Here is a 26,545-nt window from a genome sequence, read left to right as displayed (position 1 = left end):
TCAGTTAATAGTTACTTATTTTACGAATATTGTAAATAAAAAGTTATTGTTATTTACAATATTTTGATATTTGATCAGCCGCTTCTTTTGAGCCCATACTCAAAGCTTTATTCATATCAGCGCAGCCTCCTGTTTTATCGTCAAGAGCTATTTTGGCAAGCCCTCTTTGTAAATAAGCCCGGCTGTTTTTGGGGTCGAGACTTATAGCGGTATTGCAATCCAAAACGGCCCCGTTTGGATCTTTTAAATTTACTTTAGCAGTAGCCCTGTCAATATATAAATCAGGACTGTTTGGGGTAACCTTGAATGCCGCTGTAAAATCATCTTTTGCCCCCTGGGCGTCGCCAAGATAGCTTTTGGCGATACCGCTATGTGAAAAAGCCTTGACATTAGCATCGTTCATATAGGTAGCGTTATGATAATCATCTGCAGCGCCTGCGTAATCCTTTAAAGCCAGTTTAGTGTCGCCCCTAAATAAAAAAGTTTCGTCGTTTGAGTAAATTGATACGGCACGGTCAAAATCTGTAAGCGCGCCTTTATAATTTTTAAGTTTGGCTTTTACAAAGCCTCTTGCCTGCCATACCAAAGCGGTTGAATCTGATAGCGAATCAATTTTAAGTGCGCTGCTCAGGTCGGCAATAGCACCATTATTGTCCTCAGCAGCTGCTTTAGCTAAGCTGCGCTTTAACAATAGTGTGATATTTTTAGGAGCTTTAAGTACGCCGGTATTATAATCGATCATAGCTCCTTTAGCATCGCCGGTGGCAGCTTTGGCTTCGCCCCGGTAAAGATAGAAATCAGGATTTGCCGGGTTGAGTGTTATGGCGGCAGTAAATAATTGTGTACCGTTATTGGTGTATTTGTAAAAATTATTGATTTTGCCTAATCGCAGATAACCATTTTGCTGTTGCGGAGCAATGCTGATCAGTTTTTCGAGATCTTTTACAGCCCCGCCATAATCGCCCAGTTTGTTTTTTTCAATAGCACGGTTTAAAAAAGCATAAGTATAAACCGGGTTTATGGCAATGGCCCTGGTGTAGTCATTAATAGCGGCAACGGGCACCCCTAAATCGCGGTAGGCATCGCCCCGGGCCAGGTAAGCCTCATCACTCTTACTGTTCAGGCTAATTGCTTTTGTTAAATCGGCAATAACTCCTGCAGTGTCCTTCATAGCCATTTTGGCCTTGCTGAGGCTTACGTACGCACTTATGCTGTTAGGGTTTATTTGAATTGCCGATTCGGCATCAAGTTTTGCACCCTCATTATCACCTAATGCCAGTTTTGCAAATGAACGGCTTTGGTATATATCGCCATTCTTAGGGTCGAGCTCAATGGCTTTATTAAAATCCTCCAAAGCACCCCGGTTGTCTTTTTTATCACTTTTTATAACCCCGCGGTACATGTACAAACTGGCATTTTGCGGAAACTGTGCAATGGCTTTATTAAAATAATCGAGTGCGCCATTGGTATCGCCCATATTGCTTTGGGCATTGGCCATGTAAAGCAACAGGTTTTTAAGGCCGGGATTTATCGCCGCCGCTTTTTTATAATCATCAACAGCACCCTTATAATCATTTAATTTTGCCCTGGTGTTACCCCTGTAGAAATAGGCTTCGGCATTGTTGGGGTTAAGTGCAAGGGTTTTGGTATAATCGGCAATAGCACCATTATAGTCATTTATACTGGCTTTGCTGCCTGCCATGTATTGATAGATTTCGGAACTATTGGGGCTTAGTTTGATAGCCATATTATAATCAGCAATGGCCCCTGTAAAATTGTTATTGTTGTTTTTGGCCAAACCACGGTATTTATACAAATCGGCATTGTTGGGGGTAAATTGAAGCGCTGTTGTAAAATCGGCAATAGCGCCTGCATAATCGCCTATATTGCTTTTGGCATTGCCCCTGTAGTGAAACATATCTGCCGATGTTGGGCCCATTGCGATAGCCCGGTCAAAATCAGTGATTGCGGCTTGATAATCCTGTAAGGCAGCCTCGGCATTGGCCTTGTACAGGTAGGCATTGGTTAGGCCGGGTTTGAGGGCAATAGCCTGCGCGTAATCGTTAATGGCTGCTTTGTACTCTTTAAGGTTGCCATATGCATTAGCCCTGTAATAAAAAACATCGGCGCTTTTGTTGTTTAGTTCTATTGCGCGCGTAAAGTCTTGTATGGCGCCGTTATAATCCCTGGTGTTAGCTTTTGAGTTTCCTTCCTGGGTATACGTATTTGCTGTTTGGGCAAATGAATATAACGGTAAAAAAAATAGAAATAGAATTTTTTTCATGAACGCGATAGCAGTTTTATCAAATATCAATAAAAAACTATTATTGACTATGGCAAAACTTATACCATCATGAAATACCTTATAACTAATAAGAAATAAGCAGGAGGGCTTGTGGTATTGGGGTAAAATTGGGGTATAAAAACCCCAATGTCAAAGCATGATAGTTTGAAATATTTTTGCTTTTTACGGTCGTCCGATCAGGAAAAAGAAGCTTCGTTTGTCCTGTCCTGATTTCGCTTTTTGCCGTAAGCTATCGCAGCAGTACAAAGTGAAATGCAAAGTAATAATGCTACCTCTATCACAACATGAATTACAGGAACTTTGCCAGGAAAATTTGATATCAAAATACCAGCATCCGGCAACATTAAACCAACCAGCGGGAAGCAAAAGAACATTCTCAATATTATTAATTTTTCCATAATTATTAACATTTAGTATGACAATACTAAGGTACGGATTATTTCTTTATAATTTAAATAAAATTTGACATTAGTTGATTTAAAATTGAAAAAGATTTATTTGGCCCGGTTTTACAGTTTTTTTGTAAAATGGTATTCATTGTACGATAATTATTAGTTAATAAGATTGGAGAACAGGCCATGTTGATTATTGTTTTGATGATGGGTGAGTTTGACCTGATTTGAAAACCTTGTCGATTCTGCAATAGGATACCTATACTACAAGTAATAAGATTTACTTAATTTAGGCAGATAAAAACCTTATTGCAAATAGATGGAAGCTCAAATATTTAAGATTTCTCAGACCGGATATGCGGAAATAAAGAAACGCACGTTAATTTGGTCGGTAATTATAATAGTTGTCGTCATAATAGCCTTAGGTTATTATACCTATGAGCCCCGTAATGGTGCTGATGCAATGTGGATTAGTTTCCTGGTTTTTTTGATTTTACTTTATGCGTTTATTATTTACAGATCGCTAAAACGACTTAAAGCTGTATATAATAGTTATACCATCACCATCGATGAGTTGATGATCATCCGCGAGCAAAAGAACCTGATCCCCAGATCCATCCAGCTCTCTGACATAACTGCTATTATAAAAAGTACAAATGGCAATTTTACTGTTAAGGGTACAAGCAACGCCCCGGCCGATACAATAATCATATCTAAACTGATAGAAAACCCTGAGCAACTGGAGCCATTATTGGCTGGGATAAAACCAATAACTGTTAATACCCGGCCTACCTTTAAAGAAAGGTATAGCAGTCTGATTTCAATTGCTGTTATTGTGCCTGTTTTAGGGGTATATCTTGTAGATAATAAAATAGTAGTTAGTATTTGTGCTGCTATCTCTGTGGCATTATATGTTGTAGCTTTTTTTGCAGTACTCAAAAACAAAAGCGGGTTTACCAAGCAAAAAAGCCGTTTATGGTATATAGTCTTGTTGCTGTTATTTCTTTTAACTATATCTTATTTTAAGCTTATTGCGTAAATAACTATGCATCTGTACCAACTGTCAAAAAACGATGATTTGTAAGAAATAAATTTTTAAATAAACGAACGCTCACTTATATTTGTCTCGAAATGAGACCCCGCGACGAACATAAGGAACAGCAGATCCGCCAGAAGGCTATAGAATTGATAGTTGCTGAAGGGCTTGACGGCTTCGGAGTTAATAAGCTTGCCCGGGCCGCCGGGGTATCACCGGCAACCATTTATATTTATCATAAAGATAAAGAAGAGCTGATAAACAGCATTTGTGTTGGTGTTGCCGAAAAAATGATGGCTTTTAGTCTTCAGAATTTTTCGCCGGATATGGATTTTGCAGAGGGGTTAAAGGTGCAGTGGCATAACCGGCTGGAGTATTTCATGCAATGCCCGTTGGATATGGAATTTATTGAAATTATGCGTTACACTCATTTTTATGAGAAAGTGACCGCCATGCTTACCGTTAATTTCGGACAGGTTTTGGGGGCATTTATGCGTAACGCCGAAGAAAAGAAACAACTTGTGCCCTTACCTTTTGAGGTTTACTGGGCAGTAGCTTATGCGCCTCTTTATCAGCTTATCAAGTTTCACCACCAGGGCAATAGCTATGTAAACAGCAGTTTTACACTGGATGATAAACTGATGGAGCAAACGCTTGGCCTTGTATTAAAAGCATTAAAACCCTGATAATTATGCCGGTAACCAATATAAAGCTTAATCACGTTAATTTGCCGGTAACCGACGTTACCGCAAGTTCTCATTTTTTTGAGCAATACTTTCACTTTAAATGTACCAGCGTAAAGGGGAATAATATGCTGGCCATAATGGAAGGAGAGGACGGATTTATCCTGGTGCTTATGGCCGATACCTTTAACCGCAATGGCAACAATAATTATCCCGATGCTTTTCACATCGGTTTTTTAGTTGATAGCCAGGATCAGGTGACTGAAGTTTATGATCGTTTGATAGAAGGCGGGATTAATGTAACGCAACCTCCGGGCTCTTTGCGCGGTGGTTACGGGTTTTACTTTAACGCTCCGGGTAATATCCTTACAGAGGTTACCTGTTTAGCTTAATAAATTAAATAATTAGTTATCAAAATTTAAAATAGTCAATTTATGGTACACGCATCTGCCTATAAAGACCCGCATCATGTGATGCTCTTTTTTGAAGAGATTAGCTGCCCTGAAGATAATAAACAATGTTTAACCGATAGGATTGGTTATTATAACGACCTTAAAAATAATGGCAAAGTGGTTATAAGCGGTAATTTCTGGAACCAGGATAAAAACTTTGTAATTGTATCTGTATCAGATGATAATGAACTGGTGCAAATCATTGAAAATGATCCTGCTGTAAAGCAAAAAGTACTTGAATTGGTAAAAGCAATGCCTTTTTAACCCTTTCCTATAGGTATAAATACGTAGTGAGCAATGGGTTAAAATACGGGGTGCATTACGCTTGCACATCTGTATTTTACATAATAGCTTTGTGTAAACGATGCCCATGGAACCTTTTGAACTAAAAGTTAATAAACGAACCTATAAAATTATTCCTTCGGTTGCCAATCAAACTACCTTTAGTGTATTAAATTATTCGGCTTTTTACACCATAACCAGGCTAACAAAAGGTTACTGGGAGATCATTGAACATCGTTTTGGAGATCATTTAATCCCTTTACAGGAAATTGGCCGCTCAATAGAAGAATACTATAAACTCTAAGCTATTCAAGGTCGGTAAGAATGCTTTTTTAATCTTATCGAAAATATTTATTGCTTTTTAGTAAATATTTATTTTTTATTATTCTCAAAAGTTGTAACTTGGACATATTAAACTTATACCTCAACTGTTATGGAAAAATTAGCAATTTTAAGAATGTTTGCAGGCTTTCCATTGTTTGGTTTATTGCTGCCTGATATCGCTACTTTTATTGTTGGCCCTTTTAGTAATATTTCATCCTTTCATATTTATATTGAGTGCTTTTTACTGCTTTTTATAATAGCATGTACATTGGGCATAGCATATTTACGAAAATTTAGAGATACAACTGATTCGCAGTTACAATAGTAATTCAGTGGCTTTGGCTACCCGTAATTTTATAATATTGATCATTATAAACCAATATATAGTTTAGTACCCCTTAATGCCAATTGCCCGGTTTATAAAACCCGGGCTTTTTTTGGGCTTTTGCATTGTTATGAAATTAATTAAGTGTTTCGGTTTACCTAATTTTTTATATTTTTACGGGTAAATGAACCCTAAACACCATTATCTAAAATCTCCCCTCAGGGTGTGCCATCTCCCCATGAAAAAATCAAATGCCTGCTTTAAGCTATTTTTAATAGTTATGCTGTTTTCTTGCTTTAATGTTGCTACGGCACAACGCCGGTCAAACCGGGCTTTAACTTATGGCGGCGGCGGGAGCGGTGCAGTTAATTTTACCGATGGCTGGGGGCTGGCTGTAGGTACAGGTGTTGACATACCACAAGGTAATTTTAATTATACTTTTAAGCCTGCCATTAATTTTAATGCAAGTGTTTACAGGTTTTTAGGCCCGTTTACAGCAAGTTTAAGCGTAGGGTACATGAATTTTAAGCCCGATCAATATTTTATTTCAGAAACAATTGAAGGGAGTGGAACTACTGCAAACACTTATTATGCCGATATGCCTGTAATTGCCGCATACGGGGGCGCTGCTTATAATATTGATATAGCCGATAATTTCAGGGTTTATGGCGGTGTAAATTTAGGGTTGTATTTTACTGATTTTGCAGTGGCTTATGAAATTGATGGTATCGATCCCTTTGTTTATGACAAATGGTCGCAATCGTTATATTATGCTCCTAAAGTAGGGGTAATATTCCCTGTAACCCCTAAACTGGGAATCAGTATCGAATCAAAGTATAATTTCTTTTCCCAAAAACTAACTTTGGGTGATGCCTCCGGTTCAACAAACTGGAACTCCCTGTCACTTGGCGCCGAGCTGGTGTTCAAGTTTTAATGTAATTAGTTTTAAGTGGTACCGTAACAAAGTTATGATTGCTGTGTTATGTATCTCAATTTATTGATATTTACTTAACAACTATTTTGTATTAATGAAAGGCCTGCGTACTGTTACATTCCTGTTTATATCAAACACCTTCATGACATTTGCCTGGTATGGGCACCTTAAGTTTAAGGACTATAGCTGGGGTAAAAACCTGAGTTTAATAGCTATTATACTTATAAGCTGGGGATTGGCATTTTTTGAATACCTGTTCCAGGTACCGGCTAACGAAGGCGGCTTTAAAGAAAACGGCGGCCCCTTTACATTGGTTGAATTGAAAACCATACAGGAGGCAATTACGCTCACTGTATTTATGATATTTACAACCCTGCTTTTCAAAAACGAAAAACTGGGCTGGAACCATTTGGTAGGCTTCGGGCTTATTGTGCTGGCTGTATTTGTTATTTTTAAAAAGTGGTAATTGAAAAACGCTTATCCTAAGCGGGTTGAATTACACTCCGCAAAAACTTACCCGTTTTTCCCGTTTTCATATTTGCTGGACTACCCGCTTTCTTAATCCTGGCTTATTTGCATAGTGCAGATGCTGTTTACATTTGAACATGAGTATGTAAGCAACTTAAACAATAATATGGAAATAACTTATAAAACAGGTACGGTACCAACAGCCCAACAAGTTATAGAGCTCTATGACACAGCAGGCTTGAAACGTCCGACTAATGACGCCGGGCGGATTGCCAGGATGTACCAAAATTCAAACCTGGTGGTAAGCGCCTGGCATGGTGATAAATTGGTAGGTGTATCGCGCGCACTTACTGATTTTTGCTATAGCTGCTATCTTTCGGACCTGGCGGTTACTAAAGATTATCAAAAAGAGGGGATAGGAAAAAAGCTGATCGAACTAACCAAAGAAGCCATTGGCGATGAAACTATGCTTTTGCTGCTTTCGGCTACTACAGCCATGGAATATTATCCTAAAGTGGGCATGGAAACCGTTCATAACGGGTTTATCATTCACCGTATAAAGTGAAAAAGGCAGGATGGTCACTATCCTGCCTTGAAACTTAAGGTTTATTTGCCGCCAAAAGTATAAAATACAGAAATAGCTAAGCCATCATTTACCAAATTGAAAAAGACATTGTCGCTGCTTCCATGAAGGCCAGCATCATCTTTGATCTTGGTATGATTGTATGAAAGATTAGCCAAGGTAGCAGCTACGCCAAGTTTTTTTGCAGGGTAGTAAACCAGCGCCATGTTTGCTCCTACATTATAACTGTCATTTTTAGTTTTGATGAAGCTGCCATTAGCATTTGACCTGAAATCGTAACGTGTGTAACCCAAATATGGGCCGGCACGAAGGCCTAATTTATCACCAAACATGAAGTATTTCCGCAAAAAAAGCGAAGCTCCATATTGATGCGAGCTTTGGTTGGTAGCATAGTTATTATCGTTACTATCTTGCTTGTAGTAACCATAATTAGCGCTGATACCTATATCAAGCTTATCTGCTATAAAATAGCTATAGGTAGGCCCAATACTAAAATTTGTGGCTTTAAAATCATAAGCATATGAATCGAAACCAGGAAGGCTTCGGTCCTGAGATGTTTTCTGATGCGTAAATTGTACATCGATACCCAGTGTTTGCGAACCTTTTTCGGTTTGGGCTTTTGAGATTTGAAACGCCAATAAAAATGCAGGGATTAAGACAAGGATTTTTTTCATTTGTGTTTGTGTTTTGGTTTTGTTGAGCCCTTGAAACGGGGAAACACAAAAGATATTTTGGCAAAAATGGCTTTTAATAATATTTATAAAATAAATTTTTATTTGGATTTAAACCGATAATATAAGCTATAAAAGCCCGTTAAAGCTGATTGTTTTATTGTGATGCTGAAATAAATATTTCAATATCAATAATAAATATCAGAAAAAAACGTAATAGTTAATTAAATTTCGAGATAGAACAAATGCTGATATATCTTGTCACTATCAGTTTCCTTCCAAATTATTTCGGTATTGCTTGAGCGCGGTTAGGATCGATCGTACAATTTCATTTTGCCCGCTCGCCGAGTTCAAGTATTCTTCGTCGGATGGGTTATTAATAAACCCTGTTTCAACCAGTACGGCAGGCATGCCGCTTTGTGCTAATACCAAAACACCCTGTTCTTTTACACCCAAACTGTGCCTGCCATTGGTTTTACGAAACTGGTTGTCGACCAGGTCGCCAAACTGGATGCTTTGCTTGCGGTATTTTTGTTGAAAAGCGTTAAGCACTATGGTATTCACTGCGGCATCATCGCCATAGCCGTTATATTTTTCCTTGTAATCCTTTTCAATAAATATCGATGCGTTTTCACGCAGGGCCTCGCGCTGTTCCTGGCTGCGGTGAAAACCGTATACAAGCAATAATGTGCCCCTTGATGATCCTTTACGCTGCGGAGATGAATTGCAATGGATGGAAATAAATAGGTTGCCGTGATTGTCGTTAGCTATATCAGTACGTTTGTGCAGCTCGATAAAAACGTCGGTACTGCGGGTCATCACTACTTTAATGCCACTCATTTCGTCGTTTATGGCGTCTCTTAGTTTTTTGGCGATACTTAACGAAACGTTTTTTTCCTTTGAATAAGCCCCGTGCGATCCGGGATCTTTACCTCCGTGCCCGGCATCAATAATAACCGTTTTAAATTTGAAATGATTAGCCGAGGTAGCGGCACTTTGCCCAAAACAATTGCTTGTTATAAGCAGGCATGTCAGAAAAAAAAGAGGGGGAGTTATTTTATATTTTTTAGGAAAGGGAGCAGGCATGAACAATGTATGTATACAGGTTTATAAACGTTTCATTCTATAATAGTTACAGGTATGATATTGTTTTAACCGTATGGTTTAAAAAACACTTTAATTAAAGTGCGCAAATATAATACATGTTTGATTTACAGCACTATTTAAAAATTAATTGCAGTACCTCTGCAACGGAAGTTTAAACTGTACATTATCTATGTATATTTAATGAGCTTAAATCGGGCGATCATGATAATAAGAAAACTGTTATTCGTTGTAATGGTATGCCAGGCTTTTATGGCATGCAGCCAGCAAAAAAGTATTGTTTACGGCGATAATGCCGCTGCCGGTAAGTATTATGATGTAAGGGGGATAAAGCTTTATACCGAAGTTTATGGTAAAGGCAAGCCCTTATTAATGATACATGGTAATGGCGGCAGCATTAATGCTTTTGAAAAGAACATTCCTTATTTTGCTAAAAAGTATAAAGTTATAGCTGTTGACAGTCGCGCACACGGTAAATCAATTGATCCGCGCGACTCACTTACCTTTGAAATGATGGCCGATGATTTTGCTGCATTGCTTGATGTGATGCATATTGATTCGGCCTATGTGATAGGTTGGAGCGATGGCGGCATCAATGCCCTGGTACTGGCCATGCGGCACCCCGAGAAAGTGATTAAACTGGCATCCACAGGGGCCAACCTCTGGCCCGATTCTACTGCCCTTATCCCTTCGTTATGGAAGGATATGGAAAAAGAATATGCCGCCAAAAAGGATTATCATTTTATCACCGCTAAAGAAAAGAACGACAGGAAGATCTTTATGCTTGATTATAAAGAGCCCAATATTAAGCTATCGGCACTAAAAGCTATTAAATGCCCATCGCTTATTATTGCCGGCGATCATGACCTCATTGTAACAACGCACACCGTACAAATTGCTGAAAATATTTCAAACGCTTATTTGTGGATTTTACCCGATTCAGGTCATGGTACACTGGTTGAACATACCGATGAGTTTAATAAAAAGGTGGATGATTTTTTTGAGCAGCCATTTCACCGGCGTTAAAACGATGCTTGAACCTGCCGGACTGTTATATCGCCATAAAAAAAGATAACCCGGTTATTAAACCGGGCTATCTCACATAATTACTTTAATTTTAGTAAATCTCAATTACAGTTATAAATAACAACCTTGTTTGGTTTAGGTTTTATAAAATTTGAGTTACATGTATTTTTTGAGTATATATTTTATAATAAACACAGCCCTGCATCGTTTTTACAATATTCAATTATAAGCTAACCTGCGGCTTTTACTGTTTAATTAATAGTAATATGGAATCAAAAAACCAAAGGCTGCTTGTCGATACGCTTTTAGCCATCTCATTTCTTTTAGTGGTATTACTGGCCGTAATTATGGTTTTCCAACCGGGCGGTTATCCCGATTAATATTATCTTAGGCGGAAATAAACCCAGTAAAAGATCATGCTTAAACCAGGCGAACACATTGAAGGTACACCGGCCGAATTACAGGTATTGCTTGACAGCGATACTGAAGCCAATGAATTTTTTGAAAGCCTTGCAAAATCATATAAACAGGGTTATTGCGATTGGGTAGGCTCTGCAAAGCAGGAGGCTACCCGTAAGGTAAGGGCCGATAAGGCAATGGTTATGCTCCGTAATAAACAAAAAACCTTAAAAACTTAAGGCAAAACTCCTCAAAAATAGCTTCCAACCCTTGTATGTTCTACTAAATTAGTAGTATATTGTCATCCGATTTTAATAAAAAGATGTTTAAACATTTATTTTGTTTGAAGTCCCGATCATTTATATACTTTTGAGCCATAATCAAAAACAAAAAAGAAATTTAAAAATTAAAACAATGAAAAAGATTCTTATCCTGTTAGCAGCAGCATTCACGTACACGGCAGCATCAGCACAAACTACATGGACTGTAGACAAAGCTCACTCAAACGTTAAATTTACTGTAACCCACTTGTTAGTATCTGACGTTGACGGTATATTTAAAAGCTATGATGCAAGCATCACCGCTACTAAACCTGACTTTAGCGATGCTAAATTCCAGATCAGCATCCAAACTGCATCAGTAACTACTGATAACGATCAACGCGATAAACACATCTCAAGCCCTGACTTTTTTGATGTTGCGACATACCCGGCCATTACTTTCACCAGTACTGCTATCACCAAAACATCCGACAAGCACTACAAACTTACCGGTAACTTAACTTTACACGGCGTAACCAAACCAGCTTCATTTGATTTATGGTACCGCGGTACTATCCAAAACCCAATGAGCAAAGCTGATGACGCTGGTTTCCAATTAACAGGTACTATCAACCGTTCTGACTTCAACTTCGGTTCAAAATTTCCTAACGCTGTAGTAAGCGACGAAGTAACCATAAAAGCTAACGGCGAGTTTGGCAAAGCCAAATAATTGCGAAAATATATAACAGGAACGGCGCGGATAACCCGCGCCGTTTTTTGTTTTATGACAGGCTGCAGATGACTGATTGTTATGAGCGTTGGTATTGTACTTTTAATTTCTGCTTTTTTTGATAACGCATTATTAATGAACAAATACCGATTATGACAACAAGGGCCGCACTGGTAATGAGATGAAAAAAGGGTAATTTAAAATTCCTGTTAATAAAGGCTTCCGTTATATCCGGAATGATGATAGCGATGAGGGGTAAACAAGAGAATAACCTCAGGAGACCGAGCTTTTTCATAAAGAGTGATAATGGCGTTTGGTGCAATTAATGCAGTCAAATATGCAACCATGTTTGCTTTTATGAAATACCCACTGTGCGGTATATTTACAACCTGTATTGCTAAAGTGTTGATTAGCTGTTGTTTTGGGGAGCTATTGCAAAATAGCAGAGGATAAGAGAATTAACTTAGCCTTTTCGTGACAGCAATTGCTTCAGTGTATTAAACCACAATTGATTTTTAGCGCCAAAAAGGGTATGGTCAACAATAAGATATAATGTTATCAATTCTTCTTTAAGTCTGTATCGTAACCTCAGCGGCTGCCAGAATAAACCATTGTTACGTACCATCGAACGTTTGTAAACCTCATCAAAACCTAAATATAATTGCTCAAGGTTATCAAGCGGAATATGCTCATAGCTGTCGCCGTCAAGTACAATGCTTTTTGGGGTAAGTATAATTTCGCCGTTATAGTGGTGAGGTGGCGGGGTAAATGCAAATAATGCGCCTCCGTCATTTGCCAACCCTAATGTGCCCAGGTCATAATCATGACTCCACATTACCTTTCCTATTCTCAATATCTGCATGTTATAAACTTCGGTATTATAAACGGCATTTGCAATAGATTGTTATCATTGTAGTTTCATTTTGTTACAATAATGTTAATAAAGCCTGCGGAGGTTGTAATCATATGCTAAACAGTAAATCCCTATCTTTGATTTACAGGAAATACTTTCCTTTTAAATAATATGGCTACAGAAGTTAAATGCCCAAGTTGTGGTTTCGGTTTTCCGATAGAAGAGGTAATGGCCGAAGAGTATAAAAAAGAGCTCAGGGTTAAAATGATGGATTATACCCGTCAAAAAGAAGAGGAATACCGCAAAAAGGATGAGGAATTTTTAAGCAAGGAACGCCAACAACAGGCAGCATTTGAACAAAGGCTTAATAACGAAAAAAAACAATTACAGCAAACCCTTGAAAATAACCTGCGCAAAACCATAGGCCAGGATTTTGAGAACCAGTTGGTAATGCTTAAAAACTCTGCTGCCGAAACCGAAGAAAAGCTAAAGCTATCCCGCCAGAAAGAGCTGGAGTTTTTGCAGCGCGAAAAACAATTACAACAGAAAGAAGAGGAGATGGAGCTTGCTGTGCAACGTAAATTACAGGAGCAGCGAAGCGAACTTACCGACCAGATCCGCAAGCAGGAAGCAGAACGTCATAATATAAAAGATACAGAATACCAGTTAAAGGTTAAGGAGCTTGAAAAACAGCTTGACGATCAGAAGAAACTGGCCGATGAAATGAAGCGCAAAGCCGAACAGGGCTCCATGCAACTGCAGGGTGAAGCCCAGGAACTGATACTGGAAGAACTATTACGAAATTATTTTCCGTTTGATATTATAAGCGAGGTAGGGAAGGGCGTACGCGGGGCAGATTGTGTGCAAACCGTACGCAACCAGTTTGGCCAGGAATGCGGGCGCATTATTTATGAAAGCAAGCGCACCAAAGATTTTTCGATGGATTGGATCGAAAAGCTGAAAAAGGATATGCGGAGCATGGGGGTTGACGTAGCCGTAATAGTAACCCAATGTTACCCGAAAGGCATGGATTGCTTTGGCGAACGTGATGGCGTTTGGATTTGTAGTTTTGATGAGGTAAAGGCGGTATCCTACATTTTAAGGGATGGGGTAATGAAATTGTCAAACCTGTCCAAATCGCAGGATAACAAAGGTGATAAAATGCACTTGCTGTATGATTACCTTACCAGCAGTGAGTTTTCGGAGCAATGGAAAGCTATTCGTGAAGGGTATATGAGCATGCGCCAGTCTATTCAGCGCGAACGCGATGCCATGGAAAAACTCTGGAAGGCCCGTGAAAAGCAATTGGATAAAGTACTGTTAAGTGCCGCCCATATTCGTGGTAGCATTGAAGGTATAGCGGGCAATGATACTATCCAGCTTAACCTTACTGATGATGAGGATGCGTTGTTGCTGGAGTAGTATACAGTAGTCATGAAAACAGGCATAGTTAGCCCGTAGACAGAGTCTATGGACAGCAGAATCACAAGGGAGGACGCTTGCGGCAGCAGGTGATATAAATTATGAAAATCAGTAAATAGTACCACGATCGGCCTGAAAAAGACCACGTAGTTCAGGTTGCTGCTGCTATTTTTGCACAAAAAGCAAATAATGAATTCCCTGTTATGAAAATGATATTGCCGTTTAAAAGCATAATGGGGTATGCTTTGATCTTTATTATGATTGGTGCATCCCTTATTGTTAACAATAAGGAAGTTATACTTCCGGAAATGGCTGCGCTTGCCATTGGTTGTTTGATCCAACAATATCCGGCATGGTTAGCTAAACCGTTTCATATCTTTCTTCTGCCTTCTATAACTGCAATCGGCGGTTTCCTGATCAATAAAATGGATCTTGGCCTTGCAGCAAAGCTCATATTAGCGGTAACATTTGTATTGTTAACCCTCCTTTTGTTTAAAAGTTCCCTGGCCCCCGCTATGGCAACTTGCCTGCTGCCGGTTATAACAAATGCTACCTCATTGTATTTTATTTTCTCAATCCTGGCGCTCACGTTTTTGCTATTTGTTAGTCTGTATGTTAAGCGTGAAATGCCACAGACACAGACGCCCTCAAGGCGACAACGCCCCCAGGACAATGTTTTATATATAGTCTTCATATCGGCCTGGATATTGATTTGTTCACAAAACGGATGGATGTATATAGCTGCCATTCCCCCGGTTCTGGTTGTGGGCTATGAATCTGTTCATAAAGAAGCGTACACATTTAAAATGTTTTATAAGCAGGTAATCTGTCTGGCGTTAGCTGCTTTTATCGGCATTCAAAGTCTTTATTTTTTCAACAACCTGCTCCTGGCCGCATTGTTGGATCTTATAGCAGTTTCACTTGTGTTACGTTTACTGGCATTTAAACTGACCCCGGCATATGCCATGTCATTATTACCTATGGTGTTGCATAATGCATCGCCTAAATATTTTTATTGGCAGGTTTTGATTATGGGTAGCATTGTTTTGGGTGCTATTTATTCATATAAAAATTTCAAATTTAAGGAACAGCTTCGTTTGAGATTGGCGCAGGTAAATGACAAAAGGGAAAGAGTTTAATGTGATTTTGCGATTGGGAAAGTGTTGAATCTGATAGTGTGCTGGCATGGTAACATTGTAACAAATGAGGTATCCCAATTTTTTGATTCCCGAAAAAAAATGAAAAAAGTCCGGTACTCCTTTTTTTGAAAAACTGATCTGTTCCATTTTTTAAGAGTAAAATAATGGAATAGGTTGAAAATGTTATTGGTTGATAATCAGTAGTTTGTGTTTTTGTATGAAACATAGTTAAATTTCTGATAATCAGTATTTAAAACTTAATAGCGTGTTTGTTTGGTGTTTCAGGCTTGCCGAAGATAAGGGCTGATTTTTGAGTGTATTTTTATCCTTTTTTTGATGTTTTTTAGATATGGCTGGTTATTTGAATTAATAAGGTGACAAAGTACTGCCACCATTAGTTAAAGCCGGGAAGCTTAGTTTTGTGCTTTTCTCTATATATGACGAAGCGTAGCTTCGTCAGTTCTTAGCCGGCACCAGGATGCAGCGGATTTACCGGCGCAAGAAAGTTAGTGTTGGGAACGCGCGACACGCGCGCATCAGCGTGGGGAAAGAATGAATGGGTAAATAGCGATTGATTTTTATAATAAGCTGGATATAGCTATTTTTAGGCATGAAATTAAACCGCCTTATCATACTGTTTTTAACAGTTTTGCTTTTTCATGGATGTAAAAAAGGAGAAAACGGATTTGTTCCACCTAATGATCCCCAATCTAAAGAAATTGGCCTTTCGGGTACTATTTATGGCCCGGATGGTTATCCAGCCGAAGGAGTGGAGGTTACCGTAGATGGCCATAAATCTGTTACCCCTGCTTCGGGTTTGTTTGAGTATACCGGTACAGTAAGCAACGTTGATAAGGTAAAACTCTCGATATCTAAAAACGGGTATTTTAAATACAGTAAGATATTTACGCTGGAAGAAAATAGTTCGATAGAAAAGCTCGCTTATTATTTAGCCCCTGAAGAAACCGCTGGAAGTTTCGAATCGGCAAGCGGCGGAACTATCGCTACCAGTTATGTTACGCTTGTTTTTCAGCCCAATAGTTTTGTTAAGGAAGACGGAAGCAGTTATAACGGAAAAATTACGGTAAAAATGCCCCTTAATGCTATTACTTATGATTATGAAAATAAATTACCGGGCGATTCAAGGGCCTTAACCGCGGCCAATGAAAAGGTTGTAGTAGAAAGTTGGGGAGGGATAAACGTGCAGGTTTATAACAATGCCGGACAGCCACTAAAATTGGTAAAGCCGGTTAATTATACCTATAAAAGGCAACGGTATGATTACACTACTCCTAATGAAAAGTTTAGGATATGGGCTTACAATGAAATTGAAGATATTTGGAAGGAAGCGGGCTATGCCCAGGCAAACCAACAAGATTATACGGGAAGTACAACAAGTTTATCTTACCTGAGATGGGGAGTAGCCTATCCGCAGGCATTCCTAAGGGCTAATGTAACAGATGGCATGATAACCCCGGCAAGCTTTTTTAGGTTTAACTGTGGCGTAAACGGGGCCTATAGAGGCCTATCATGGGTACGAATTAATTCAAAAGGGCATGCGTTAACGTATGTAGCGGCTAATACCGAATTAGGTGCGTCTGTTTCATCCCCATGTTCTGATTTTTTGAATTCCTTTCCGGTTCCTGCTATCGCGACCGGAACAACATTCGATCAGAACATGGTTGTTAACTTAACGCCGTATCAAACCTATGTTTCGGGTAAAATAGAAGATTGCAGCTTTAATGGCGCAAAGGGCAGGGCAGAGTTTACCTTTGATGGAAAAAAAATGGTGACTAACCTTAATAACGGCTATTTTAGTTTTGCTTTTCTTTATTGCCAGATCAGTTATAGCAGGGGCCAACTGGTTGTTTATGATGAACAAAATAAAGTTATTTACAAGGATGACGATTACTCGGTAACAGCTGGCAGAACCACCAACCACATCGCTTCTGTATGTACCAAACCACAAACAGGCAAGATCACTGTAAACGTTGAGGGGAGAACCTATACATTTCAAACACCTCAGGATAAAGTATCGATGAGCAATACTATCGATCTTTTAACCGGCGGGCCATTAGTTATTGTTTCGGCAGAAAACGCCGCTAAAACACAGAGTTTTACCCTTAGCTATCTCGGTTCGGCCGGTGGCAATGTTACCCTGTATACTTGCGGTTTGTCGATGCCGGGCAGTAAATACCTGATGAGTTGGGGCTTGTACGAGCCTGGTACTGCCCAGATCACGAAGTACAAAACAGATAATACCATGATTGAAGGAACATTTAAAACTAAAGCGAACCTCAATTTTTCCGGATCGGGCGGGACTGAGGTGATGTTAGATGGTAGTTTTAGTGTTTCGAGATAGCGTTGTTTATCGATTATAGTAAGTAAAGGCTACCGCAAACGTTATTGCTTGCAATTGTTTTACAATATCCCTACAAGTTAAGAATGTTAATTTATGAATGTATTTGAAAGCCCGCTTTTTAACTATGCTGTAGGCATTGCAAGCACGCTGGTGCTATTCGGGCAGGGTTTTATTGCAGTATTTTATCCTCAAAGGTTTATTGATCGTGCACTGCGGGCACACGATTACAGCGAGTTTATTAAAAGGCAAGTGCAAAAGAAATGGTATCGTGCCAATCTGAAAATTTGTGGATGTATAGCTATGCTATTTGGAATAGTGTTATTTATATATGTCATAAGCGTGATTATCAAGAAAAATTGGTAATGCTGAAGGCTGGTTGAAGTTTAGCGATGGCTTAACTTCGAAAAATTAACTCAATAAGTATGTTTGAAATAGTTATGTCGGGTATTGTGTCAACAAGCAGTATTCGTCTTCTTGAAAAAGGATTAAAAAGGCATTACGATCGCGCTTTGTCATTAGATTTCTTTTGCCTGTATTCAGAATATGAAATTCCTGTAGGCTCTACTTTTACTATTTTTCGTAATCTTAAAACGGGTTTGTCTGTTAAAATAAATGCCAGATTGGTTGATGTTACACAACAATGGGGAATCCCATTCCCTCTTATTCCAATGGGATCCAGAACACTTGCCAGAATTCAATTCGAGAATCAGGAAAGTGTTGTCGTTATTAAAAAGGAAATGCCAGTAATAAATCGTTGGGAAGATTCAAAATATGAGTTTGTTTTGGTTGAATAGGGTAGGCTGCATAAAAATAAACCACAAGCAAGAATGCTACTGTTCTATAAATAAAATATCCGAGTCGTTTAACGAATTGGCCCCACTAAGATATTCAACTAAATAATCCCTGATCAATAAGTCATCGTTGTGCGGATTTTTAAAATCCGGCTTTTTACCCATTCCTATTCCGGTTATTCTCCATCTTGAATTTGATGAGTTTCTCAATACGGCTCCCTTATCAGGAATCGCATTAATATCAGGTAGTTTTACAACGAGTATAGTGCCGATTGATGTATTATAAAGACCAATTACCCTATAGGAAGATGCCATAATTTAAGCAATTTTTGATTTTATTTTTCGGTTCTGAAATTTTGTTTTAGGTCAGTTTTGACTTGTCAATCCTCGTTAAGGATTATTCTCTCGCTGTTAAATAATCTTTATACTCTTCCTGTATCATCCCCGCCGAAACAAACTTACTTTCTGATGCCTGATAATTGTCTGTCGCAAATGTTAATGCTTCATCGATTGCGCCAAAAGAATTAATAATGAAAGGCTCGTTAGGGTCTAATGGTGCAAATTCATAAATATCAAAAAAGTCCTTACCTCCTTCATCAAAGCACTCAATATAGCTTACACTATATATGGCATCTCTTTCTTTATCAATCCTCAGCCATTTCAAAACCGTATAATCGTCATGTTTTTGGTAGGATAACCATTGTTCAATTGGCTTGCCTAATGATAGACTGGTTTTAAGTTGTTCCGGCAATAGGTATTTCATTTAGATAACTACTTTTGAAACGGAAATTAAGATATTAAACTGACATTACGCTTTTACATAGACTACCGCAAGCGTCCTCGCTTGTGGAAATCATGCTAAGCTCTGCGGAGGGGGGACAAGCGAGGACGCTTGTGGCAGTGAGAAGGAAAAATAGAGGCCGAATTCATATTTATCATGTTGTAAACCCGCCGACAATGCGCTACTTTTATAATCATAAACCAAATCACAATGAAACCTATCCGAAAAACTATTGCCATATCTACAGGCTTATTTTTACTGGCCCTATTTTTTGTTTTGTGTAATTGTAGCAGTATTTATGCAATGAGAAGCCACAAGCTTTCGGCAGATTCAAACCTCAGGGTAGAAAAAGTGCGGGAAGTACTCCTTTCGCAGCAATTATTTGTTGTTAAACTCTCGAAGGTTAAAAGCCCTAAAAAAACAAGCTCTAAAAAGGTTAACGTTAATTTTAAAGCAGAGCTTCGGGATGCTTTTATGATAACGCGTTACGACAACGGAAAATCTAATACAGAACTAAGCTGGACAATGTGCCCGAATGGTGTCTGTCCGGTTCCGGGCACATACAAAATAGGTACGCCTGAATATAAACAGTTGGATCTTGTCATAGCACGTGCAAAACAAGCCAATGCAAAATCTCAAAAAGAATTGAACGCTTTGAGGGCGGGCGAACGGTAAGTAGGTGTATCCGTTGTCAGATTGCTAAGTTATAAATACGTTGCCGCAAGAGTCCTGGCTTGTGGAAATCATACTAAGATATGCAAGCGGCTCGCCATGTTGAAGACCTGAACGCGGGCCACAAGCGAGGACGCTTGCGGCGGCGAGGGCTGGCAGGCTGATTAAGCTTTAAACAAAAATTTGAATGAAGTTAAGAACTATTGATGCATCATCGTTAACACCGGCCGAAATGCAGGTTTATTTGCACTATGCCATTGCGCCCCGGCCGATATGCTTTGTATCTACTATTGACAAAAACGGCGGGGTTAATTTAAGTCCGTTTAGTTTTTTTAATGTTTTTAGTATCAATCCACCAATATGTGTTTTTTCGCCTACAAGCAGGGCGCGGGATAATACCACTAAACACACGCTTGAAAACGTTTTGGAAGTGCCTGAATGTGTGATCAATATTGTGAACTACGATATGGTGCAGCAGACCTATTTAACCAGTATGGATTACAAAAAAGGAGTAAATGAATTTTCGAAAGCGGGGTTTACTGAATTGGCTTCGGAGACGGTAAAGCCACCGAGGGTAGCGGAATCGACCGTTCAATTGGAATGTGTGGTGAATGATGTGATATCGTTAGGAAAAAACGGGGGCGCGGGTAATTTGGTTGTTGCCGAGGTAAAACGGATTCATATCAGTGAAGCTATTTTGGATGCTAATGATAAAATAGACCCGCATAAAATAGATCTGGTGGCTCGTTTAGGCGGCGATTGGTATTGTAGGGTAACCGGCGATAATTTATTTAAAATTTCCAAACCAACAGGCAGTGCCGGAATAGGTATCGGCGTAGATGCTTTTCCAAAAGAGGTTAAATACTCCGAAGTATTAACCGGGAATAACCTGGGGGTATTGGGGCTTGTTGAAACGCTACCATCCGATGAGGAGGTAAGAGCTTTTGCTCGAACCGACGAAATGAAAGAACTGGTTGATGCTACCATCAGTGACAGCCGCACCCTGCACCTGCATATAAAAGCCAGGCAATTGTTAGATAACGGCCGGGTAATGGATGCCTGGAAAGTGTTGTTGATGTAGTTTATTTAAGCCTTGCAATGTTGCGGTAGCCTTTATCAAAGCTACATATGCTACCGCAAGCGTCCTTGCTTGTGGGCATCATGCCAAGTTATGCAAGCGGGCTCGTCATGTTGTATACCTAAACGTGGGCCACAAGCGAGGACGCTTGCGGCAGCGAGGGGCGTTGGGCTGTAGGACCGAGTACTCGTGATCTCATCTGCACTTGAATTATTTACCTCGTAGGAGGGAATTTCAATGGATATTGATAAGTAGTTTCAAACCTTATAGAGTCATTACTTTTTGTTAGACTGGCTTGATCGTAATTTTTTAATATCCATTCCAAGATGTTCAGCAAAGGAGTTTTTTTACCACAAGTACATCTAACTATTCGCTTTTTATAACTGCCTGTAGATATACTTACTTCAAGATATGGGACATCAGCCGTGCTTATATTATCTGTAGAAGCGGCATCTTTAAAATCTGTATTTGCCAGCTTCTTGTTTACGTTTTCCCAAAACTCAGATGTGATCCTACCCCTGAAGAACCCTCTTTTTTTAAAGTATTTTCCCCCGTAAAAGCTGCAATTTAGCGTGCTGTCAAAGGCAAATACCCGGCCGTTGAATGGTAGCTCACCGCCATCACTTGCTATTTCAATTCTTGAGATAACATTTTTAGGTCGTTTGTTTGCGCAAGCATACAACAAAAACAATCCAATAATGCTTATAGCTAATTTTGCCTTGGGGTTAATGATCATTTAAAATGATTGCCTTATTTAAGTAAATTCAATTATTTTAGCTTCTCCAGCGAAAAACGGGCCTTCATGTATCCACCATTTTCGGCCAATGTTTAGGTCGCGCTCTATTTTTAAACTTGACAAGAATCTCACAGTTACCACTTTTTCTTGGCCGGGCTCAATTGCAAGCCCGCCATTCCACCTGAACACGGTCCACAAGCGAGGACGCTTGCGGCAGCGGGGGGCACAAGCAAGGACGTTGCAGTAGCGGGTAGTAGTCTTGTTATTATTTATCTGCTCTCATCTTTGGGAAGTCGCGCGTAAATAAATGTGTTGGTGGTATAACCATCTTTGAAGTTCAATTTTGCTTGAATCAACATTGGTCCCCAGTAATGGTATGAGATACTGAATTTGGGATTGTCATCGTCATTGCAAACTATTTTTGCGAACATCTTACCTGCTGACCATTCGACACTGGCTAATTCTTGTTCTTTGTTAAGAACCATATTGTCATGTGAAACGATCCAAGCTCGTACTTCATAAGCTTGACCTGGTACTAATGAAGGCATTACTTCTACCACAGGCATCTTTCCTCGTTGTTCTGCGTAACGTTCTTTGCGCTCAATATCTTCCGCATCAGATAATTTTTCTATAGAAAGATTACCAACTTCAGGAATTGTATGGTACGGTCTAAGAATTTTATCGCTAACATTAAGTGTCTTCCAATACCACTGATCCGGTGCTAACAGCCCGTACCCTATACGTATGAGCCCACGAGTTATAACCCGAACTCTGGCTTGTTTCGCTGCGGGATGCCATTTAATAGTTATTAGTCCATAAGTATTACAAGCTGTATTGACCCAATTTGGTAATTCATTACTACCACAACTCCCCCCTGAAATAACTAATTGCGGAATATTTGTGCTATTAGCGGACCATAGCGGCAACGGCTCATAATTAAAAATTTGTGGATAATGTTTGTGTCCGTGCAATATTAAATGAAAATTATTTGAACTTAATAATTCCAATAAATAACCGGCATTTAAAATAGAATCAACACCGCGACCGGCTTCTATAAAAGAAGGCAGTAACACTACATGATGATGCATCATGGCGATTTTGATATAGTCGTTATAATCTGGCTTTTGGGCTAATTCTGTAAGTTCCAAACGTAGCCGTCGAATCGATTCCATATCAATCTGACCGCGGCTTGAATCAACCGTGCCTTGTTGAACATACATACTACAATTGATTTCTACAATGAATATTTTATTACCATTTAAGTTATCAATATGAATTTGGGTAAGCTTTTCGGCATGATGAGACGCAGCTGTCGGACGAATATTTTCATAGAACTTGTTGTAAAAGTTAATATAAGGTTGAAATCGTTCTTCGTGGCTTGACGCAGCAAAAGTTACATCGTGGTTCCCGGGTATAGTATAAATGTTTTTGCGCGCTACTTTTTTTCCAAGCAACGGTTGGTCGGTTAATTTGACTAAGAAATTACCTGCTTCGACAAACTCATTATGTTCAGCACGCTGAGTAAAATCTCCAGATGCAGCTATAATTAAAGGAGAATCCGTGTTTTCTTTCGGAGAGATTAGCCCGTCAAAATCTGATTGAAGGTCTTCTGAAATTAGGTCAGCTAATTTGGGGAAACCTGCACTTGCGCCATCGTGAGGCGGATTGCATATATGATGTGCACCAAAATGGATATCTGAAAGGTGCAATATCTGAATTTGATTGGTATAGGTTATCATTTTGATTGAAAATAAGGAAGGATTCTTGTGCCAATGGCGGCAAATTGTTGATTATTCACACTCTCTAATAATTTTACCCTTACAAAAGCTCCCGAAATTACTTTTTCGTTTCCTGCACGCAGTTCTAAATTATAGTTTGCTTCGTAGGCGTTGTCGGGATATTTTCCGTTTATTTTACCCGGCCATTGTGTCCAAATTTCTGCTTTAATTGTAGCGGGACCGGCATTGAATAAAATCATTTGTGCGGAAGATTCTTGTTCGATAATAATCGGTTCGTGACCACTGGTCACAGGAGTAATTGTGTGATACATAATTTTAGGTTTTTTTGCTAATTTAAAAAACAGGCATTAATAAACCTAACAATCAGTACGTTATTTAAATATTGTTAGGCTATGGATATTCGATGTAGATTCGATTTTGAAGATTAGTTTGTTAGAGTATATATGATCAATTAAATGTAAAATCTGAATTTCCCCGCCACCGCAAGCAAATCTGCCACTTAGTAAATTTACCACAACGCACAGTATGCGGTAACGAAAAGATCTAAAATGCTGCCGTAAGGTGTGGCCCACATGAAAGGTATAAACTATGCACTCAACTGAGGTAAGGGTCATCACATTTTAAAAACTACCCACAAATCAACCCCGCCACAGTCCTCACCTCCACAAAATCATCCCCTTCCAAATCCTTACAATTTACATGCGTATCGGTACAGATCAGCTTTTTAATAGCTCCACAGGCTTTTAACTTTCCAATGCCATCGTTCACAAACAAGCCGTGCGTGGTGATCACATAAATATCCCCGGCACCGGCGTTTTTATAAGTCAGCGCGGCGTTTACGATGCTGCCTCCCGAGCGGATCATATCGTCATAAATAATAACCGTTTTACCGGCTACATCAGCGTTGATGGCGCTTACTTCGGTATGGTCGCCTTTGAGGCGGCGTTTGAGGATGAAGGCAGCATTTACACCCATGTCGTTAGCTAATGATTCCACCCATTTTGCCCTGCCGGCATCGGTACTGGCCATTACAAAATTGTCGCCGCCATAGCGGGTGGCTGCTTCTATTACAATGTCCTTGCAGTATACGTGTACAGGGTACAGGTCCTGCTCAAAATAGTACTGGATGCCTTCGCTATGCAGGTCGAACAGCATGACCTTATTGCCACGGTTTGATTTTGGGATGGCCGAGAGCAGGCGGGCGCGGGTTTTGGCGGTCACAATTTCGCCGGGTTTAACGGCGCGCTCCATGGTGCTGTAACCAAAGTAGGGGATCACCAGCGTAAGCGAATCGGCCCCGTAACTCACCAGTGATGAAGCAAGGTCATAAAGTTCAAGCGTGGCGCTGTCGTTCACGGTTCCACCGATCAGCAATACCTCCCTGCCTTCCACGTTGGAGAGGATGCGCTGGTAGCGTTCGCCATCGGTAAAGTGGCTTACCTCAATCTCACCGCGTTCGCAATGGCCAAGGGCAAGCACTTTTTCGGCGAGGTATTCATAACCGGTTATGGCAAAGAGTAATTTCTTCATTTTTTATAAGCATAAAGCTGAAAGCACAAGGCTAAAAGCTGATGAATTGGTTAGTTGTTCAAAGTATTGATCACCTGTTCAAAAGTAAATTCTTTAACGATATGGCCGTTTTCAAAAACGGTTTGGAGCTGGTCGGCCAGTTCGGGTTGTTCGTCCTGGTGAACGGTTTTATATCCTTCGGCAGTTTTTACCAGTTTTAACCTTCCGCCTTTGCTCTTTTTAAAACTGGTGGTAATGTTGCCATTGGCATCCATTTCGGTAGGACTTTTCTCTACAGCTACTTCTTTGCCATCAATCACCGCGCTGCTGCATTTCAGGGCAAATTTCTGGGTATCACGGTCGACCTTTTGGAGTAACGCGCCGCCCATGCCCAGCACCAGGTTTTCGGCGCTGATACCGTTTGCTTTAAGGGCTTTGTAAATCACACCGATCTCAGTATAATTAACACCATCGCCCTGGATCACCCTAACCTGCGGAGGCAGTACTTTATAACCTTTGGCATTGGTAGTAAAACCGAATTTATCAAACAGGATTTTAAAAATTTCTAAAAGGGTCATTACCGGGTCGCCACTGTCCGGGCGGATCACCAGTGTGCCATCACGTTTCAGGACCTCCTGTTTCAAATCTTCACCCCAATACTCGCTGCAGGCGCGGAAAATGTTGAAACTATCGCTCACGCAGGCAATAACGCCGGTAGGGAAGCTGCGCAGCACGTGTTTAAATATTTCCAGTTCGCCTTCCTCCCCAAGCAGGGTGCAAATGCTGTGTTCGGTAGCCGGAATGCTCAGTCCGTGTACTTTTTGCGCATGATAGTATTTAATAGCCATGCCAGAACCTGCCAGGTTATCGCTTCCTGCAAAACTAAGCAGGTGGGCTGCGCCGCCAATTTTGGCACTCTCGACACTGCTCACTCCCCTGAAGCCAAAATCATTCAGCACAAAACTAATCCCGCCGAAAGCTTCGGGTATGGCGGTTTCTTCGTAGTACTGGGTAACCACTTTTTTAACCTCATGGCTCAGCGTGGCCACAGTGCATGGGTACCAAATCTGCATGAGCAGGGTTTCGAGGAAGTTGGTGAGCCAATAGCATTCAGGATCGGTGTTTTCGATGGTCATGAGCACGTTGCCGGTGGGTACGCTTGTGCCTTCGGCCACGGCCTTGATGCGTACCGGCAGGTGACCGTTGTATTTATCCAATATGTATTGAAATTTACTGCAATCAAAAACATCGTTACGGCCAAATACCTGTTTCAGAAATTCATCGGCCTCATCTAAATCAACCTGGTTAAAGGCCGGGCCCTGTAGGTATTCCTTCAAAATATATTGCAGACCAAAAAAAACGGTTTCGCTGAACATGCCACCGCGGCTTTCCAGATAACTGTAGATATTGGTTGTGCCTGGGTAATAAAATTTATGATGGGCGTATTTATATGCGTCGGCTAAAAGAATCAAATTTTCCTTTTTCATGG

At 40.0% G+C, this 26,545-nt stretch carries 31 protein-coding genes; 19 read left to right on the top strand and 12 right to left on the bottom strand.

What is annotated here, in order from left to right:
* Nucleotides 1–49: 49 nt before the first annotated feature.
* Nucleotides 50–2,284: a tetratricopeptide repeat protein gene (locus tag ACFFGT_RS00755; protein ID WP_377020577.1), complete on the bottom strand. Its 2,235-nt coding sequence runs from the start codon at nt 2,282–2,284 to the stop codon at nt 50–52.
* Nucleotides 2,285–2,481: 197 nt separating this feature from the next.
* Nucleotides 2,482–2,703 (bottom strand): hypothetical protein, encoded by a 222-nt coding sequence (locus ACFFGT_RS00750; protein WP_377020576.1) that lies wholly within the window; start codon nt 2,701–2,703, stop codon nt 2,482–2,484.
* Nucleotides 2,704–3,016: 313 nt separating this feature from the next.
* On the opposite strand from ACFFGT_RS00750, the gene ACFFGT_RS00745 reads away from it, so the two are divergent.
* From ACFFGT_RS00745 to ACFFGT_RS00705, 9 genes are all read left to right on the top strand, one after another.
* Nucleotides 3,017–3,736, top strand: coding sequence for a hypothetical protein (locus ACFFGT_RS00745; protein ID WP_377020575.1), 720 nt, complete (start codon nt 3,017–3,019; stop codon nt 3,734–3,736).
* Nucleotides 3,737–3,828: 92 nt separating this feature from the next.
* Nucleotides 3,829–4,419, top strand: coding sequence for a TetR/AcrR family transcriptional regulator (locus ACFFGT_RS00740; protein ID WP_377020574.1), 591 nt, complete (start codon nt 3,829–3,831; stop codon nt 4,417–4,419).
* A gap of 5 nt (nt 4,420–4,424) precedes the next feature.
* On the top strand, nt 4,425–4,808 hold the full coding sequence (locus ACFFGT_RS00735; RefSeq protein ID WP_377020573.1) for a VOC family protein: 384 nt from the start codon (nt 4,425–4,427) through the stop codon (nt 4,806–4,808).
* Nucleotides 4,809–4,850: 42 nt separating this feature from the next.
* Nucleotides 4,851–5,132, top strand: coding sequence for a YciI family protein (locus ACFFGT_RS00730; protein ID WP_377020572.1), 282 nt, complete (start codon nt 4,851–4,853; stop codon nt 5,130–5,132).
* A gap of 100 nt (nt 5,133–5,232) precedes the next feature.
* On the top strand, nt 5,233–5,454 hold the full coding sequence (locus tag ACFFGT_RS00725; protein WP_377020571.1) for a hypothetical protein: 222 nt from the start codon (nt 5,233–5,235) through the stop codon (nt 5,452–5,454).
* 129 nt (nt 5,455–5,583) lie between these two features.
* Nucleotides 5,584–5,799: a hypothetical protein gene (locus ACFFGT_RS00720; protein WP_377020570.1), complete on the top strand. Its 216-nt coding sequence runs from the start codon at nt 5,584–5,586 to the stop codon at nt 5,797–5,799.
* Nucleotides 5,800–6,037: 238 nt separating this feature from the next.
* The gene (locus ACFFGT_RS00715; RefSeq protein ID WP_377020569.1) at nt 6,038–6,733 is read left to right on the top strand and encodes an outer membrane beta-barrel protein; all 696 of its coding nucleotides are present in this window, start codon (nt 6,038–6,040) and stop codon (nt 6,731–6,733) included.
* A 94-nt stretch (nt 6,734–6,827) separates the two neighbouring features.
* Entirely contained in the window at nt 6,828–7,199 is a 372-nt protein-coding gene (locus ACFFGT_RS00710) for a DMT family protein (RefSeq protein ID WP_377020568.1), read from the top strand.
* 168 nt (nt 7,200–7,367) lie between these two features.
* Nucleotides 7,368–7,766: a GNAT family N-acetyltransferase gene (locus tag ACFFGT_RS00705; protein WP_377020567.1), complete on the top strand. Its 399-nt coding sequence runs from the start codon at nt 7,368–7,370 to the stop codon at nt 7,764–7,766.
* Between the two features lie 41 nt (nt 7,767–7,807).
* On the opposite strand, the gene ACFFGT_RS00700 is transcribed toward ACFFGT_RS00705, so the two are convergent.
* Together ACFFGT_RS00700 and ACFFGT_RS00695 are read right to left on the bottom strand one after the other, a co-directional pair.
* Nucleotides 7,808–8,458: an autotransporter outer membrane beta-barrel domain-containing protein gene (locus ACFFGT_RS00700; protein ID WP_377020566.1), complete on the bottom strand. Its 651-nt coding sequence runs from the start codon at nt 8,456–8,458 to the stop codon at nt 7,808–7,810.
* 264 nt (nt 8,459–8,722) lie between these two features.
* Nucleotides 8,723–9,541, bottom strand: a complete 819-nt coding sequence (locus ACFFGT_RS00695) for an N-acetylmuramoyl-L-alanine amidase family protein (protein ID WP_377020565.1) — start codon at nt 9,539–9,541, stop codon at nt 8,723–8,725.
* Between the two features lie 222 nt (nt 9,542–9,763).
* Here ACFFGT_RS00695 and ACFFGT_RS00690 point away from each other — a divergent pair, with 222 nt between their 5' ends.
* The 3 genes from ACFFGT_RS00690 (at nt 9,764) to ACFFGT_RS00680 (ending at nt 11,974) form a co-directional block, all read left to right on the top strand.
* Nucleotides 9,764–10,585 (top strand): alpha/beta fold hydrolase, encoded by an 822-nt coding sequence (locus ACFFGT_RS00690; RefSeq protein WP_377020564.1) that lies wholly within the window; start codon nt 9,764–9,766, stop codon nt 10,583–10,585.
* Nucleotides 10,586–11,001: 416 nt separating this feature from the next.
* Entirely contained in the window at nt 11,002–11,223 is a 222-nt protein-coding gene (locus ACFFGT_RS00685) for a YdeI/OmpD-associated family protein (protein ID WP_377020563.1), read from the top strand.
* A gap of 175 nt (nt 11,224–11,398) precedes the next feature.
* Nucleotides 11,399–11,974, top strand: coding sequence for a YceI family protein (locus ACFFGT_RS00680; protein WP_377020562.1), 576 nt, complete (start codon nt 11,399–11,401; stop codon nt 11,972–11,974).
* A 463-nt stretch (nt 11,975–12,437) separates the two neighbouring features.
* Here the strand turns inward: ACFFGT_RS00680 and ACFFGT_RS00675 are convergent, their stop codons facing one another.
* Nucleotides 12,438–12,836, bottom strand: a complete 399-nt coding sequence (locus ACFFGT_RS00675; protein WP_377020561.1) for a hypothetical protein — start codon at nt 12,834–12,836, stop codon at nt 12,438–12,440.
* Between the two features lie 162 nt (nt 12,837–12,998).
* Between ACFFGT_RS00675 and ACFFGT_RS00670 the strand changes: the two genes are divergently transcribed.
* From ACFFGT_RS00670 to ACFFGT_RS00650, 5 genes are all read left to right on the top strand, one after another.
* Entirely contained in the window at nt 12,999–14,249 is a 1,251-nt protein-coding gene (locus tag ACFFGT_RS00670; protein WP_377020560.1) for a DUF2130 domain-containing protein, read from the top strand.
* Between the two features lie 203 nt (nt 14,250–14,452).
* Nucleotides 14,453–15,388: a hypothetical protein gene (locus ACFFGT_RS00665; RefSeq protein WP_377020559.1), complete on the top strand. Its 936-nt coding sequence runs from the start codon at nt 14,453–14,455 to the stop codon at nt 15,386–15,388.
* 610 nt (nt 15,389–15,998) lie between these two features.
* Nucleotides 15,999–17,750 (top strand): hypothetical protein, encoded by a 1,752-nt coding sequence (locus ACFFGT_RS00660; RefSeq protein ID WP_377020558.1) that lies wholly within the window; start codon nt 15,999–16,001, stop codon nt 17,748–17,750.
* A gap of 93 nt (nt 17,751–17,843) precedes the next feature.
* Nucleotides 17,844–18,113: a hypothetical protein gene (locus ACFFGT_RS00655; RefSeq protein ID WP_377020557.1), complete on the top strand. Its 270-nt coding sequence runs from the start codon at nt 17,844–17,846 to the stop codon at nt 18,111–18,113.
* A gap of 59 nt (nt 18,114–18,172) precedes the next feature.
* The gene (locus tag ACFFGT_RS00650) at nt 18,173–18,544 is read left to right on the top strand and encodes a hypothetical protein (RefSeq protein WP_377020556.1); all 372 of its coding nucleotides are present in this window, start codon (nt 18,173–18,175) and stop codon (nt 18,542–18,544) included.
* A 36-nt stretch (nt 18,545–18,580) separates the two neighbouring features.
* Here ACFFGT_RS00650 and ACFFGT_RS00645 read toward each other — a convergent pair whose 3' ends face one another.
* Together ACFFGT_RS00645 and ACFFGT_RS00640 are read right to left on the bottom strand one after the other, a co-directional pair.
* Nucleotides 18,581–18,856 carry a hypothetical protein gene (locus tag ACFFGT_RS00645; protein ID WP_377020555.1) on the bottom strand — a complete coding sequence of 92 codons (276 nt, stop codon included), beginning with the start codon at nt 18,854–18,856 and terminating at the stop codon, nt 18,581–18,583.
* An 82-nt stretch (nt 18,857–18,938) separates the two neighbouring features.
* On the bottom strand, nt 18,939–19,304 hold the full coding sequence (locus ACFFGT_RS00640; protein ID WP_377020554.1) for a hypothetical protein: 366 nt from the start codon (nt 19,302–19,304) through the stop codon (nt 18,939–18,941).
* 228 nt (nt 19,305–19,532) lie between these two features.
* On the opposite strand from ACFFGT_RS00640, the gene ACFFGT_RS00635 reads away from it, so the two are divergent.
* Both ACFFGT_RS00635 and ACFFGT_RS00630 read left to right on the top strand, forming a co-directional pair.
* Nucleotides 19,533–19,997, top strand: coding sequence for a hypothetical protein (locus tag ACFFGT_RS00635; protein ID WP_377020553.1), 465 nt, complete (start codon nt 19,533–19,535; stop codon nt 19,995–19,997).
* A 184-nt stretch (nt 19,998–20,181) separates the two neighbouring features.
* A complete protein-coding gene (locus ACFFGT_RS00630) occupies nt 20,182–21,075 on the top strand; it encodes a flavin reductase family protein (RefSeq protein WP_377020552.1) in 894 nt (297 codons plus the stop codon).
* A 211-nt stretch (nt 21,076–21,286) separates the two neighbouring features.
* On the opposite strand, the gene ACFFGT_RS00625 is transcribed toward ACFFGT_RS00630, so the two are convergent.
* From ACFFGT_RS00625 to ACFFGT_RS00605, 5 genes are all read right to left on the bottom strand, one after another.
* Nucleotides 21,287–21,808, bottom strand: a complete 522-nt coding sequence (locus ACFFGT_RS00625) for a hypothetical protein (RefSeq protein WP_377020551.1) — start codon at nt 21,806–21,808, stop codon at nt 21,287–21,289.
* Between the two features lie 269 nt (nt 21,809–22,077).
* On the bottom strand, nt 22,078–23,547 hold the full coding sequence (locus tag ACFFGT_RS00620; RefSeq protein WP_377020550.1) for a metallophosphoesterase: 1,470 nt from the start codon (nt 23,545–23,547) through the stop codon (nt 22,078–22,080).
* Nucleotides 23,544–23,858, bottom strand: a complete 315-nt coding sequence (locus ACFFGT_RS00615; protein ID WP_377020549.1) for a hypothetical protein — start codon at nt 23,856–23,858, stop codon at nt 23,544–23,546. Before ACFFGT_RS00615 ends, ACFFGT_RS00620 begins: the two co-directional genes overlap by 4 nt.
* A gap of 316 nt (nt 23,859–24,174) precedes the next feature.
* Nucleotides 24,175–25,077, bottom strand: a complete 903-nt coding sequence (locus tag ACFFGT_RS00610) for a ribose-phosphate diphosphokinase (RefSeq protein WP_354484149.1) — start codon at nt 25,075–25,077, stop codon at nt 24,175–24,177.
* A 50-nt stretch (nt 25,078–25,127) separates the two neighbouring features.
* Nucleotides 25,128–26,543 carry a nicotinate phosphoribosyltransferase gene (locus ACFFGT_RS00605; protein WP_377020548.1) on the bottom strand — a complete coding sequence of 472 codons (1,416 nt, stop codon included), beginning with the start codon at nt 26,541–26,543 and terminating at the stop codon, nt 25,128–25,130.
* Between the last annotated feature and the right edge of the window lie 2 nt (nt 26,544–26,545).

The sequence above is a fragment of the Mucilaginibacter angelicae genome, assembly GCF_042434235.1.
GTDB classification, from domain to species: domain Bacteria; phylum Bacteroidota; class Bacteroidia; order Sphingobacteriales; family Sphingobacteriaceae; genus Mucilaginibacter; species Mucilaginibacter angelicae.
The sequence above is the reverse complement of the archived record's forward strand: the minus strand, read 5'-3'. Positions and strand labels throughout refer to the sequence as shown.